Source organism: Paenibacillus sp. CAU 1782 (assembly GCF_054551715.1).
In genome coordinates, this window is sequence record NZ_JBTOLL010000005.1 from 74,483 (window position 1) to 87,891 (window position 13,409).

12 protein-coding genes are annotated in these 13,409 nt (G+C 49.8%); 4 read left to right on the forward strand and 8 right to left on the reverse strand.

The features are described from left to right. Positions 1-157: 157 nt before the first annotated feature. The 5 genes from ACX93W_RS13925 to ACX93W_RS13945 form a co-directional block, all read right to left on the reverse strand. Positions 158-946, reverse strand: coding sequence for a response regulator transcription factor (locus ACX93W_RS13925; RefSeq protein ID WP_459392986.1), 789 nt, complete (start codon positions 944-946; stop codon positions 158-160). Further along, positions 939-2,630 carry a sensor histidine kinase gene (locus ACX93W_RS13930; protein ID WP_459392987.1) on the reverse strand — a complete coding sequence of 564 codons (1,692 nt, stop codon included), beginning with the start codon at positions 2,628-2,630 and terminating at the stop codon, positions 939-941. Before ACX93W_RS13930 ends, ACX93W_RS13925 begins: the two co-directional genes overlap by 8 nt. Positions 2,631-2,794: 164 nt before the next feature. Continuing rightward, complete coding sequence (locus ACX93W_RS13935) at positions 2,795-4,450, reverse strand: ABC transporter permease (RefSeq protein WP_459392988.1); 1,656 nt, start codon at positions 4,448-4,450, stop codon at positions 2,795-2,797. After that, positions 4,447-5,553, reverse strand: coding sequence for an ABC transporter ATP-binding protein (locus ACX93W_RS13940; RefSeq protein ID WP_459392989.1), 1,107 nt, complete (start codon positions 5,551-5,553; stop codon positions 4,447-4,449). Before ACX93W_RS13940 ends, ACX93W_RS13935 begins: the two co-directional genes overlap by 4 nt. Positions 5,554-5,673: 120 nt before the next feature. Next, the gene (locus ACX93W_RS13945; protein ID WP_459392990.1) at positions 5,674-6,708 is read right to left on the reverse strand and encodes an ABC transporter substrate-binding protein; all 1,035 of its coding nucleotides are present in this window, start codon (positions 6,706-6,708) and stop codon (positions 5,674-5,676) included. Between the two features lie 203 nt (positions 6,709-6,911). Between ACX93W_RS13945 and ACX93W_RS13950 the strand changes: the two genes are divergently transcribed. The 4 genes from ACX93W_RS13950 (at position 6,912) to ACX93W_RS13965 (ending at position 10,918) form a co-directional block, all read left to right on the forward strand. Further along, a complete protein-coding gene (locus ACX93W_RS13950; protein ID WP_459392991.1) occupies positions 6,912-7,376 on the forward strand; it encodes an Rrf2 family transcriptional regulator in 465 nt (154 codons plus the stop codon). Positions 7,377-7,556: 180 nt separating this feature from the next. Beyond that, positions 7,557-8,405, forward strand: a complete 849-nt coding sequence (locus ACX93W_RS13955) for an SDR family oxidoreductase (protein ID WP_459392992.1) — start codon at positions 7,557-7,559, stop codon at positions 8,403-8,405. A gap of 205 nt (positions 8,406-8,610) precedes the next feature. After that, the gene (locus tag ACX93W_RS13960; RefSeq protein ID WP_459392993.1) at positions 8,611-8,946 is read left to right on the forward strand and encodes an ArsR/SmtB family transcription factor; all 336 of its coding nucleotides are present in this window, start codon (positions 8,611-8,613) and stop codon (positions 8,944-8,946) included. A 178-nt stretch (positions 8,947-9,124) separates the two neighbouring features. After that, positions 9,125-10,918 (forward strand): SulP family inorganic anion transporter, encoded by a 1,794-nt coding sequence (locus ACX93W_RS13965; RefSeq protein WP_459392994.1) that lies wholly within the window; start codon positions 9,125-9,127, stop codon positions 10,916-10,918. 55 nt (positions 10,919-10,973) lie between these two features. Here the strand turns inward: ACX93W_RS13965 and ACX93W_RS13970 are convergent, their stop codons facing one another. The 3 genes from ACX93W_RS13970 to ACX93W_RS13980 all read right to left on the reverse strand — a co-directional run bounded on the left by ACX93W_RS13970 (position 10,974) and on the right by ACX93W_RS13980 (position 13,204). After that, positions 10,974-12,326 carry an FtsW/RodA/SpoVE family cell cycle protein gene (locus tag ACX93W_RS13970; RefSeq protein WP_459392995.1) on the reverse strand — a complete coding sequence of 451 codons (1,353 nt, stop codon included), beginning with the start codon at positions 12,324-12,326 and terminating at the stop codon, positions 10,974-10,976. Continuing rightward, entirely contained in the window at positions 12,323-12,655 is a 333-nt protein-coding gene (locus tag ACX93W_RS13975; protein WP_459392996.1) for a PadR family transcriptional regulator, read from the reverse strand. Before ACX93W_RS13975 ends, ACX93W_RS13970 begins: the two co-directional genes overlap by 4 nt. Positions 12,656-13,018: 363 nt before the next feature. Next, positions 13,019-13,204, reverse strand: coding sequence for a hypothetical protein (locus tag ACX93W_RS13980; protein ID WP_459392997.1), 186 nt, complete (start codon positions 13,202-13,204; stop codon positions 13,019-13,021). Between the last annotated feature and the right edge of the window lie 205 nt (positions 13,205-13,409).

A 13,409-nucleotide genomic window follows, 5' to 3' on the forward strand; every position in this document is an offset into this window, starting at 1 on the left:
GCACAAGCAACCCCTGTATTTGACCAAAGTACGCATGACATGACAAGCACACGTCACATGACGATGCCAAAAAAGCCGGCATATGCTGTAAACCAGCATATTGTCGGCTTTTTAACAAGATTATTTCGCGCTCCGCCATAAGCTCTTCGGCCCCGCCCTATATCCCTTTACTCCCGCCGTAATGCTCTTGGTATTGGCTCGGCGTCAGATTGGCGTATTTTTTGAAGATGGCAATAAAATATTTGTAATCCTTAAATCCCACCTTTGCCGCAATTTCATATACCTTGGCTTCCCCGTCGTTCAGCAAATCCATCGCGCATTGAATGCGGTAACGGTTCAGAAAGTCATTAAAGGTGTACGAAGTTTCCCGCTTAAACACGGCGTTGAGATAAGAGGCGCTGACCCCAAGCTCTGTGACCACGTCCTGGATGCCGATTTTTTCACTGTAACGATTCTGTACGTAACGAATCATTGCCCCCACATGCCGCGACGACTTGCCGGGCATGCGCAGCACCGACGCCAAACTCTCGCCCTGCTCCTCCTCGGCCGCATGCATCCGCGCATACCTTCTCCGCATCTCAACCTGGCTCTTTGCCCGCTCCAAGGCAGCCAGCAGCTGATCCTGTTCCAGCGGTTTCAACAGATATTCCGTTACGCCAAGGCGTATAGCCTCTTTTGCCAGTCGAAACTCATCATAGCCCGACAAAATAATATAGCTGCAAGCCGCCTCGCCCAAGCTCGCCTCAATCATGGAGATCCCGTCCAGCAGCGGCATATTGACATCCACGATTACAATGTCCGGCTGCAGCTCCTTGATTCCCTGACAGCCCTCCAGCCCGTTGCTCGCCTCCCCTACAACGACGCATCCGGCCTCCAGCCAGTCAAAGGTATAGCGAAGACCCTTGCGGATCATTTCTTCATCCTCTACGAGCAGAACCTTATACATCCTCTTCCTCCCTCCGATACGGAACGGCAAAGGTAATGACCGTCCCCTCGCCAAGCAAGCTCTCTATTTCAATACCATAGCTTTCCCCGTAAAGAAGACCTAACCTCCGGTGCAGATTATGGAGTCCGATATGCTCCGCCTGGTTGTCCTGCGAGGTCATGATTCTTCTCACCTCCAGCAGTCGTTCCGGACTCATGCCGCCCCCATTATCCTTAACCTGAATGATCATATCCTTTTCCTGAATCCATCCCGTCACAGTTATATCAACAACCTCGCGCTGCCTGTAGCCGTATTTAATGCTGTTTTCAATGACAGCCTGCAGCATCAGCCGGGGAACCAATGCCTTTTTGGCGTCCTCCGTCACTTCCTCGAAGTAATTGAGTCTATCCTTAAAGCGCATCTGCTGCAGCTTCATATACCCCGCTATATAGCTCAAGTCCTCGCCAAGCACAACCAGACCGCCGTCATTGCTGATACTGTAGCGCAGATGCCGCGAGAGAGTCAGCACAATATCCTGCGCCAGCTTGTTGTCCACCACAATGGCATAACGAAGCGTCTCCAGCACATTAAAAATAAAGTGGGGATGAAATTGCGACTGAAGATGTTTGACTTCGATCACCCGGCGCAAATCTGAAAGCTGCTCGTTTTTGTCCATCAGCTCATTGAGTCTCCGAAGCATAATATTGAACTGGTTGGCCAACGTCTCAAACTCGTCTCCGGAGCCTGAGCCAATAAAGACATATGACTGCATATTGCCCGATTGAAGCTCGCGAACCGCATACAGCAGCTTGTCGACGGCTCGGGTCTGGCGATTTGAGAACAACCGGGCGGTATATTGAATTAGCAGCCAAAGCAGCAGGCTCGCCAGCGCAAAAAAGACGCCAAGAGATAAATATGCGGCATGATTCCAGCGTACCGCGCTTAACGTATAAATGCGCCATTCCGGAGTTGGCACCGCCGTTTCGTTGCTGTAATATTTCCAGTCCCCGATCCAGACATAACCGCCGGAGTCCCTGCTGAGACTGTATTTGTTCATTAAGCCGCGCACCACATTATTGGTAGTGGCGATAACCGTACGGTAGCGATCCGTCACAAAAGCAATTTCATTATTTTGCACAAAAATGAGCTTCTGAAAATCCTCCTCATACAATTGGTAGATCAGGTAGCCGCCCCCGCCCGTTATTTCATGGGCGAAGGTGTATGCCGTATACCGGTCGTGAGAAAACCGGATATGATTGGTTTCCGCCAGCTCCGAAAGTCCCTGACGCCTCATGCGCGAAGCAAGCGACTGAAGCGCCGCGTCCGTTGAATAGGAGCTGTAATTGGCCGACGATGCCAGCATGTCTCCCTCTGCGCTTACAATATGCATGATGCTTTTGACCTTCTGCCGGTTGTTGAAATCATAGAAGCGTTCGAATACGGCTGGCCCGTTGCGGCGCGACTCCGCAAATTCCCGGACTTCATCGGATGCCGCCACCACATTCATCTCTTTATAATAAGCTCCGTACACTTCCTCCAACGAAGCTTTGATCATCCTGCCCGCTTCTTGCGTCTGGCTGATTAACAAATAACGGTTGTTCAAAATCGTAAATACAAAGAACAGAATAAAGAGGATCAGGATCGGCGCAAATGTGTGCAGCAAAAACATGCGGCGAAGAGAATCCTTGAAGCTGAGCTTTGACATCGGCCATCATTCCTCCATCTGCGGGTGTGGCTGGAGGTTTTTCCAGCGTAGGCATAGTTGAACGGACAAGCTACATAAAGCCGCAAAAAACCGGAGCCCGCGTAGGCGGGACCGGTCCTGCTTGTTGCCAGACATGTAGGAATGGCGGGAATATGGCTGCAAGGCTACATGGTAACCTCTTTTTTGCCGGAAAGCTTGAAGAACAGAAGCAGCGATATTACCGTAATTGCGGTAAGCAGCGTAGAGAGAGCTGCCGCTACCCCGTAGTTGCCTCGAACGACCTCGGTGTATACCGCCACCGTCATCGTCCGGGTATTGCCCGTATAAAGAATGATGGAGGTGCTAAGCTCCGTAATAATGCTGATCCAGCTGATGATGGCTCCTGCAAAAACGCCCGAAATCATCATCGGCACCGTTATTTTGAAAAAGGTCCTCATAGGGGAGGCGCCCAGACTGATCGCAGCCTCCTCGATACTGTCATTGACCTGATGCAGCACGGCAGCGCTTGACCGAATCGTATAGGGCAAACGCCGGATTACAAAAGCGATAATGAGAATAACGATTGTCCCGCTTAACACAAACGGCTGTTTGTTGAAGGTGACTAAAAGCGCAATCCCGAGAATGGAGCCGGGAACGATATACGGCAGCATCGTAAAGGTGTCCAGCACATTGGCTGCGGCCCCTTTGCGTTTGACCGTCACATAAGCAATCAGCACGGCCGCAAACGTAATGATCGCAATCGTGATCCCCGCCATCAAAAAGGTGTTGTAAATGGAATCTCCCACCTTCGTGAAGGCAGCGCGGTAGCTGTCCAGCGAGTAGCCATCCACGAATATTTTGCCTGAGGTTTTCAAAAAGGATGTGTACGCAACGTATGCCTGCGGCATCATAGCCAGCAAGGTGAACAGATAGACGTAGGCATGTGCCGCGATATTCGCGATTCCTTTCAACTGTTTCGGTTCGATTGGATTCAACGCGCTCATACTGTAGGATTTTCGGTTTGCCACAAACTTCTGCAATAGAAACACCGCCGTTGCAAACAAAACAACAATGACGCTGATCGCCGCCGCAAACCCGTCGTCTCCGCCTACCTCGCTAATAAACTCGTTGAAGATCAATACCGGTACCGTTCGGAAGCCCTCACCGATCAGCATCGGGGTTCCGAAGTCGGCAAATGCGCGCATAAAGACCAGCAAGCCGCCTGCCAGAAGCGTAGGCGTAATTAAGGGAACGAGAATTTTCCACATTTTCTTAAGCCCTGTGCAATTCATGCTCTCCGCGGCTTCCATAAGCGAATTGTCCACATTTTTGAGAGCCCCCGATACATACATAAAAATCAGCGGGGACAATTGCAGAGTCAGCACTAATAGAATACCGGAAAACCCATAGATATCGGGCATTTTGAAGCCAAGCGTATCATAAATGAATGTCGTAATGACTCCGCTTCTTCCCAAAAGCAAAATCCATGCATATGCTCCGATAAACGGAGCAGACATCGACGAAATCAGAATAAGAATACGGACCGTGCCGCTCCCTTTGATTTTGGCGATCGTCATAATGTAGGCAAGCGGACCCGCAACGATGATGGATAGCAGGGTAACGCTTACCGTTACCTTTATACTGTTCCAAACGGCATTCATATAATAAGCTTTGCTAAAAAACTTCTGGAAATAAGCCAGAGAAAATTCTCCGGTATTTCCGTCGAAAAAGCTTTTAATCAACAACATAAACAGCGGCAAGGCCAAGAAGAGCATATAAGCAATAAAGATGATGACCGTAATCAGACTCCATACGTCCCAGCGCTTGCCCCGCAGCATCATGGCCGCGCCTCCCTGCCGAGGTTCCGTTCTCCGGTTGCGTCATATACATTGATGCCGGAGGCAACGATACGAAGCCGGACATGCTGACCGATCTCGATAGGCGCGCTCTCTTGGGACGGCTGAATCACCTCAACCTGCCCACCATTATCCAGTTGGACGATTAGATGCGTGTTAAGTCCCAGAAAAACATGATGAATAACCTTTGCCGGCAGCCCAACCCCGTCTTCGCTGAGTTCAAAATGCTCCGGCCGCACCGACAGCTTCACTTCTTTGCCTGTTTGACCCTTCAAGACCCCATCCAACCATGTTGCAGGCAGGTTGTAGCCGCTGCCAACCGCCAGGGATACATGTCCGTCTCCGCCGATCTCCGCTGTTGCCTCCAATATATTAGTTCTGCCTATAAAGGTGGCGACAAACAAATTAGCGGGATGGCGATAGATCTCGCGCGGAGTTCCGATTTGCTGAATAACCCCCGATTTCATGACCGCAATCCGGTCGGAAACCGCCATCGCTTCCTCCTGGTCGTGTGTGACGTAAACGGTTGTTATGCCAACCTCGCGCTGAATGGATTTGATGGCATTCCTCATATCTACGCGAAGCTGCGCATCCAGATTGGACAACGGCTCGTCCATCAGCAGGACATCGGGATTGATGACAATGGCTCTTGCCAGCGCAACCCGCTGCTGTTGTCCGCCGGACAGATTTTTGGGCATCCGGTCGCGATACGTTTGAATTTGTACGGTGTCCAAAATATCATGAACCCGCTTCTGCGCTTCCGCTTTAGGCACCTTGCGGGTTTGCAGTCCAAACGCCACGTTTTCGGCGACGCTCAGATGGGGAAAGATAGCATAATTCTGAAAAACCATTCCGATGTTCCGTTTGCCCGGCGGCACCTTGTTCATGACGGAATCATTAAAGGCCAACTCTCCGCCTTCTATGCTGTTGAAACCTGCCACCATACGCAGCAGCGTCGTTTTCCCGCAGCCGGATGGACCCAGGAGGGTGAAGAATTCACCCTCGCGGATATCCAGCGACAGCTCGGGAATCACCGTTGTCTCTCCGTATTTTTTGACGATGTTGCGAAAAGAAATGCCAACGCTCATATCCTGCACCCGCTTTCGTTGCCATGCTTGCTCTTTGTTGACTAACACGGCGTATCAAGTTTAAGAATCTCCCGGCACGCTGCTTGCTCAATGCCACCGGTCTCTGTAATGTTTACCGCGTTACTCCGCAATGCTGGTGAACAGCTCGGTGTATCGTTCGATGATAGATGCCTTGTTTTCCGCCACGTAAGCTACATCCTCTTCAAGAACGGCGATGTCGGACATTGGCGTCATAAAGTCGGCGATTGCGGCATCGGCACGAAGCGGGCGGTTCGTTGTTTCTTGTCCCAAAGCGTCCTGTCCCTCTTTGGAAATCAGATAATCAATAAATTTTTTGGCGTTTTCTTCGTTTTTGGAGCCTTTTACGATACCCGCTACCGCATCCAGGAACACGGCGCCTTCCTTGGGATAAACCACCTTGACTGGCGCGCCGTCTCTTACATAGCTAACCGCGGGATCTTCATAAGTCAGAGCTACGACGTATTCTCCATCTGCTACGCTTTTATGCGCTTTGCTGGAGCCTCCCGCAATTTTGCCATCCAGGTTCTCCAGCAGCGCCGCTACATAATCCCAGCCTGCGTCGGAGGTATAATCGCCGCCCATAGCGAGGAGCATATTCGTTAATTGAGCAAATGCGGAGCTTGAATTGGCCGGGTCAGCCATCGCGATTTTCCCCTTCAGCTCCGGCTTTAGCAGATCGGCATATCCATTAATTTCGAGATCGCCCGCCAGATTGGTGTTAACCAGCAGCACGCTTCCGTCAGATACATAGGAGGTCATGATGCCGCTTGTATTGTGGTGTCCTTCCAGCAAATCCTTGTCGTTGGCAGACACATATTCCTGAAACAGATCGGCATTGTCATTAAATAGGGCAAAAGCGCCGCCAAACATGATGTCGGCATAGGGATTGCTTTTTTCGGATTGAATCCGTTTGATCAGCTCTCCGCTGCCCGCAGAAACCAGCTCGACGGAAATTCCCGTCTGTTTCTCGAATGCCGGGATCAGCGCATTAATCATGGCTTCGCTGTTAGGCGTATAGACAACCAGTTTGTTAGAGCTTTTGCTTCCTCCGTCTTCCGTTTTCCCACCGCCGCAAGCCACTAGCAAAGAAATCATCAACGTCATGATAATTGACATGCTTAACCATTTTTTCATTGTGTCCACCCCTTATTTGAATGTAGCTTCAGTTTATCAGGTTCATAACTTATTAAAATCCTAAAATTCGACAAGATCATCTAAAATTCGCAACCAAAATAACGATTCATGTTATTTAATATAACATAATATTTATGACCCAAAAGATTCGATTGACATTCCAATTCGTTAGAACTAAACTGATTACAACGGTGGTGATTGCGATGAAACAAATCAGCAGCCGGTTTTCTCTAGCTGTCCATACGCTTTCCCTGATTGCAATCATGCCCTCGGAATGCACCGGCGATACCATCGCCCGCAGCGCAAATACCAATCCGGTCATTATCCGACGCATTATATCCATGCTCAAAAAAGCGGGACTGATTCAGGTGCGCCCCGGTATCGGAGGCTCTTTTTTGCTGAAGGAGCCGGAGGCTATTACGCTGCTGGATGTTTACCGGGCGGTAGGCGTTATCGAAGACAGCCAATTGTTCAATTTTCATAAGCATCCCAATCCGGCATGTCCCGTGGGAAGAACAATGGAAAACTCCCTGCGCCGCGAGCTTGCTGAAGCCCAGCAGGCCATGGAGCAGCGCCTGAGCCAAACGACGATTAAACAAATGATGGATGCGGCCCATGCCGAGCTTGACAGTTCCTCCAAGACGCCGGAGAATGAAAGCATTGAATGATGGAGCAGACCGGATAGGCTAAGATCCAAATAAAAAGTTGTTCATAAGAGGCTGTTCAAAACGTTCGGTAACCGGACCTTTTGAGCATGCAACTGAATGAGCATTTTTTTAGCCCTCGTTGTAATCAAAATGGTTATAACTATTTTCATTTACACTATTACCTTTTGGGAGGAATTTAAAATGAGTATTTTGGTAACTGGAGCAACAGGTCAATTAGGCGCGTTGGTTGTGGAGAGATTGCTTGAGCTGGTGCCCGCGGAGCAAGTAGCGGTTAGCGTTCGCAATCCGGATAAGGCCGAGCATTTGAAAGCAAAAGGCGTAGATGTACGTCAGGGCGATTACAGCAACCCTGATTCATTAGAGAAAGCTTTTGCGGGTGTAGAGCGGCTTCTCATTATTTCCGGAACGGATGCTGAACGACTGCAACAGCATAAAAATGCAATTGATGCGGCCAAAAAAGCCGGTGTCTCATTTATCGTTTACACCAGCGTCGTCAATGCGGCTAACAGCTCGCTAAGCCTTGCGGCCGACCATAAAGCAACCGAGGCTTACATTCAGGCATCCGGCCTTCCTTATGCCATACTTCGCAACAACTGGTATATCGAAAATGACGCAGACAGCATCAAAGCAGTGGCTCAAGGCGCTCCGATCGTCCATGCCACAGGCACAGCTACAATCGGCTGGGCTGCCCGCCGTGATTACGCTCATGCCGCTACGGCGGTTCTGACAGGCGAAGGACACGAAAACGCCATTTACGAACTATCCGGCAAGCTTATCAGCTACGATGAACTAGGCTCTATCGTATCCGGCGTATTGGGCAAGGACGTTCAAGTTCAAAACGTGGATGACGCCGCTTATGCGGAAATGCTGATTGGCCTGGGCCTGCCGGAAGGCGCGGCGGCATTCGTTACCGGCTTCCAAACTGCTATGCGCGAAGGCGCTTTGTCCGTTGAAAGCAATGATCTGGAGAAATTGCTTGGACGTCCGCAGCAGCCGCTGGCTGAAGTGATCGCAACCTTGTTTGTATAAGTGCAAAATCGCAATTTTCAGGCCGCTCTATCCTGAGAATTGCGATTTTTTTATCTTCATGTATGCGAGAGGAAGCATGGCATCACGCTGGCTGGACGAAACAATAGCCAAATACGAAGACTTCTGGTTTGGGATGCCCCGCATCCATCTATTGTGATATGATATTTATATATTCAGAAGTTTAAAAGTCGGGAGAGTAGGCGTTATGGGGCAAAATAACAATATCCAGCAGTTCAAGGCCGATTTTTTTAAAGCGCTGGCGCATCCCATGCGCATCCGCATTCTGGAGGTGCTTAGCGAAGGCGACCGGAACGTCAACGAGCTGCAGGCCATTCTTGGCTCGGAAGGTTCCGCCGTGTCCCAGCAATTGTCGGTGCTGCGCAATAAAAATGTAGTCAGCGGCATCAAAGAGGGCACCAACGTTATCTATTCGCTTCGCGACCCTCTGATCAAGGACCTGCTTGCCGTAGCCAAGCAAATATTCGACAACCATCTCGTTGACGCCATCTCGCTGCTTGAAGAAATGCGCGGCGAATCGTGATTACCACCAAACAAGGGCTTCCGTAAGCAATGTTGCGGAACACCTTGTTTATTTTGTTTATTCAGGCCTTTTTGACCAAAAGCCGCATTGTATTGTCTTTGACATTCCGTATCCTTAGGAGTAATTTAATCTATATATTCAAATAATCAAATATTATGAAGAATAGAAGGTTGCAATCATGAAATGGAGCGGAAGATTTCAAGGATATCATGGGGCCGCGTTTCGCAAGGACGCGATCTCCGGCTTAATTGTCGGGATTATTGCTATCCCGTTAGGTATGGGATTTGCCATAGCATCGGGGGTGAAACCGGAATACGGCCTATATACGACAATTATCGCCGGCATCCTGATCTCCTTGTTCGGAGGCTCCCGCTTTCAAATTGGCGGACCAACGGGAGCGTTTATTCCCGTGTTATTAGGCATTATTTTGCAATACGGCTATGAAAATCTGCTGATTGCCGGGTTTATGGCCGGCTGCATGCTGGTGGTGATCGGCCTGCTGCGGCTTGGCAGCTTAATCCGGTACATCCCAAGGCCCGTCACCATCGGGTTTACGGCGGGTATCGCCATCTTGATCTTCAGCGGCCAAATCGCTAACTTTTTGGGATTAAGCGGCATCGAAAAGCATGAACGGTTTTTGCCCAATATGGCCGAGATTGGCAGGCATGTCGGCACGCTTAATCTCTATAGCCTCGTTACCGGGGGAGTATGTCTCGCTGTTTTGCTGATTTTGCCCCGAATATGGCCGCGAATTCCGTCTTCGTTGGCTGGACTTGCGGTATCTACCGTTGTTGCGGCGCTTTTTTTCAATGGCGAAGTGGCGACGATCGGCTCTTCATTTGGTGAAATATCAGGTTCGCTGCCCCAGTTCAGAATTCCTGAAGTTACCGCAGAGCGGCTTCTATCGCTCCTCCAGCCTGCCTTTATTATCGCTATGCTGGGAGGCATCGAATCCTTGTTGTCTGCCGTAGTTGCGGATGGCATGGCGGGTGGCCGCCATAATAGCAATCGCGAGCTGGTTGGGCAGGGGATAGCCAATATGGTGACTCCGTTTTTTGGCGGAATCCCTGCGACAGGGGCCATTGCCAGAACGGCAACCAATATCAAAAACGGCGCTGTCTCGCCCATGTCCGGCATTATCCATGGAATTGTTGTCCTGCTGGTGGTGGTGCTGTTTGCTCCTCTCGCCTCCCATATTCCTCTGTCCGGCATGGCTCCAATTTTGATGCTTGTTGCCTGGAATATGTCCGAACGCAAGGAGGTCGCTCGCATGCTGAAGGCGCGGTCCAGCGACACCCTTGTGCTGCTCGTTACGCTGTTGCTGACCGTATTCACGGAACTGACCACAGCGGTAGCCGCCGGGTTGCTGATCGCGCTGGTGCTGCATGTCCGGAGATCGGGCCGCTCGCTTTTGATTCATAAAGTATTGCCGGACCAGGACTCAAGGCTGAAGCAAGTGCTTTCGGGGATGGTAGGGGGTGTACGGGATTGTCCGCAGATTGGCATCTTCACCATCGATGGGCCCCTATTTTTCGGAGCGTCGGGGAGCTTTGAAGAGGCCGTTTCAACAAAAATGGAACCGATGCCGAAGATTTTGCTCCTTCGCATGGGCAAGGTTCCTTTTATCGATTTGACAGGTGAAGCCGATCTTGAACGTTTGTCCAAACGTCTCGCTGCCAATGGCGGCATGCTGCTCCTGTCCGGCGTAAGAGAACAGCCGCTCAAGCTGCTGAGGAGCACGGGGTTATTGGAGCATATCGGCGAAGACCATTTGTTTTTGCATACTGGCGAAGCCATCGATTTTGCGCTGCAGCAGTTGGACCGTGATGCTTGCGGCGGCTGCAGCCAATACGCCTTCCGCGAATGCTCGGCCCTGTGCAAAGCAAGGGTGTCGCAACCACAATCGCCAGTTGCCGGGGATGGCAAAAACGCCCTGCCCGCTGCATTGTCGGGGCAAGGCGTCTCCTACTAAAGGCGGACTGGTCTGCCCGAAACTGTCGGGGAAGTCTTTCGATGCCCAGGCAGCTTCAGGCGGGCTCCCGATGTAAGGTAGTGGGCATCATGTCTTTTCTCCGGAAAATGGATAGCAACAGCCCTAATGCCGCAAACTCCACAAGCGAGATGGGGCTCCAACTGATTAATGGCAGCGAAAAGCCCATAATTGGCAGGAGGCCAAGGCACATCACGATGTTCCATGCAAACTGTACGCCAAATAAGCCAGCTAAACCAATTGTCAGCAATTTCGCATATCCGTCCTGCAATCGCATCCCTGTCTTTATTATTCTAGCCGTAAACAAAAGTACAATGACAATGATGGCCGCTCCAAATACCCAACCTAGACTTTGAACCAGATAAGGAAACAGCATTTCACTGGAGAAGTAAGGCACGGTGATATTTGCAGACGGAATGCCCCAGCCTTCCCCCCACATTCCTGCCGAAGTAATGGCCTCGATGGATTGTTTTGTTGCGTATCCGGCATCCGTATCGAGACGAAGGAAGCTCGTTAGCCTGCTTCCGATATACATAAATCGTCCGTCTTGAAACCATAGCAAGTTCACCGTTAACACCGCCAAACTTCCGCCCATGGCCAGAATCAGTTTAAATCTCCCCGAGGCAGCAAGTAAAACCGTTAGTCCTAATGCATAAATCAACATTGAGGCTAACGAAGGAGCTGACGCAAAGAAAAAGCCGGGCAGCAATACAAAAAGAACCAGTTCCTTAAGTAAAAGCATCATCTCTGCCGTTAGCTTTTTGACTTTATGGTGGTTTTTTTGGCGGTAAAGCATACCGGCAGCCGCAATAATAAGAAAATAAGGAGCCATTGCGTTCACGTTAAAACCGACAGAGCCAACAATAATCCATTCTCTGCTGCCATTCATCTCCATTCCAAATACCGAGCCTGTAAACATCAACCCAATCGTCAGAATGTACAATGCAGTGGATAAACGGAGAAGCTTCCTGTAATTTAAAAGGGCTAAAGTCAGCATAGTCACGATACCGGCAGTCCCAATAATGGCTTTTGTTACAATAGGAAACGGCCATCTATAATCAGCATAGGAAAGTTTGAGCGTTAGCAGCGATACAATTGCAATCACAACCATGGCTCCAACAAGGAGCAGCAGGCCCCAATCCGTTTTTGGTCGATGTACCGCATGAAGACCCTCGCCAATAACTGAAGGACTTCCCATTTGTTTTATAGCTTCGCGTACAGCTTCTTCTTCGCTTTTGCCATCTGTCTCAACAAGCTGCTCTATCCGATCATCCAGATGCCCCAGCAATTCCTCCCTGATATCGTCATGCATTTCCTTGGCCTTTATTTCAAAGCAAACGTCATCCAGAAACTGTACGACTAGGGGATTCTGAAGATGGCGTTCCGTCATAACCCGCCCTCCCCGATCACCCGATTAACCGTCGTGCTGAACAAGTTCCATTCCGCTTCTTTTTCCTTAAGCCCTCTGCGGCCCGCATCTGTAATCCGGTAATACTTCCGCTTCCTTGCGCCCTCCTCGCTCCAATACGCCTCCACCATCCGATCTGCCTCGAGTGTATGCAGGATGGGGTACAACGTCCCTTCCTTAAGCGCAAATACGCCATTTGATTTGAGCTCGATTTGCTTTGTCATCTCGTAGCCGTACATGTCCTTTCGATCCAACAGCGAGAGGATCAAAATAACCGTGCTTCCTTTCATTAACTCCTTGTTGATTTTCATGCTTAACCTCTCTTTCTTTACATCATAACTCTATGCATCGGATATCTATGTATAAGAATACAGGAAAATTTCTTCCAAAACAAGCCAACGCAAAAAAAAAAGCGCTACCCCAGAAAAGGAAGAGCAATCGTCTCTTCCCATTGCCTGAGGCAGCACTTTCTATATAGGTTGAACAAAATAAGAGTAGCAACAGGTCAGAGTGTGAATGGTTCTGGAGAAGCGTAGCGCTCGCCTTTGTTCCCGGATTTCACCATTAGCCCCTATGATTCAGGGAAATCTGGGAACAACAGCGATCGGAAGAACTTTTCATACGCCGACCCACACTGCGGAAACTCTTTTCTTCAACTTATATAGAGCCCCAACTTATTTCCGTTTTTTTTGAAACCGGCTAAACATAATGAACGCCGCTGCAATCATGGCTACGAAACCAATATTCGAGGCTGCATCCCGCTCCATCCCCAGAACCATACATAGATTCGTTACAAGGCTATTTGTCAGCACCGCCACTGCTATCAGCATAATCGGACGCCAGATATTGTACCTTCTCATAACTATTCAACACTCCCGCCTGAAATCGTTATCAATAATGAATGTTTCCCGCCTGCCCGATTATTACGATGCAATCGCTAATTCCGGACAGCATAAGTCTGTCACGGAAACTATACCAGTTTTGCGGTTCCTTGTCCATTTGATGCCCCATTAGAATGATTCCGGAGAAAAGCATAGGCTTACGAAGCAACGTTCTTTCAGAACA

Excerpts from the sequence above, each read along its gene's own strand:
- ACX93W_RS13925 (WP_459392986.1), bottom strand. The coding sequence starts at position 946 with ATGTATAAGGTTCTGCTCGTAGAGGATGAAGAAATGATCCGCAAGGGT.
- ACX93W_RS13930 (WP_459392987.1), bottom strand. The coding sequence starts at position 2,630 with ATGTCAAAGCTCAGCTTCAAGGATTCTCTTCGCCGCATGTTTTTGCTG.
- ACX93W_RS13935 (WP_459392988.1), bottom strand. The coding sequence starts at position 4,450 with ATGATGCTGCGGGGCAAGCGCTGGGACGTATGGAGTCTGATTACGGTC.
- ACX93W_RS13940 (WP_459392989.1), bottom strand. The coding sequence starts at position 5,553 with ATGAGCGTTGGCATTTCTTTTCGCAACATCGTCAAAAAATACGGAGAG.
- ACX93W_RS13945 (WP_459392990.1), bottom strand. The coding sequence starts at position 6,708 with ATGAAAAAATGGTTAAGCATGTCAATTATCATGACGTTGATGATTTCT.
- ACX93W_RS13950 (WP_459392991.1), top strand. The coding sequence starts at position 6,912 with ATGAAACAAATCAGCAGCCGGTTTTCTCTAGCTGTCCATACGCTTTCC.
- ACX93W_RS13955 (WP_459392992.1), top strand. The coding sequence starts at position 7,557 with ATGAGTATTTTGGTAACTGGAGCAACAGGTCAATTAGGCGCGTTGGTT.
- ACX93W_RS13960 (WP_459392993.1), top strand. The coding sequence starts at position 8,611 with ATGGGGCAAAATAACAATATCCAGCAGTTCAAGGCCGATTTTTTTAAA.
- ACX93W_RS13965 (WP_459392994.1), top strand. The coding sequence starts at position 9,125 with ATGAAATGGAGCGGAAGATTTCAAGGATATCATGGGGCCGCGTTTCGC.
- ACX93W_RS13970 (WP_459392995.1), bottom strand. The coding sequence starts at position 12,326 with ATGACGGAACGCCATCTTCAGAATCCCCTAGTCGTACAGTTTCTGGAT.
- ACX93W_RS13975 (WP_459392996.1), bottom strand. The coding sequence starts at position 12,655 with ATGAAAATCAACAAGGAGTTAATGAAAGGAAGCACGGTTATTTTGATC.
- ACX93W_RS13980 (WP_459392997.1), bottom strand. The coding sequence starts at position 13,204 with ATGAGAAGGTACAATATCTGGCGTCCGATTATGCTGATAGCAGTGGCG.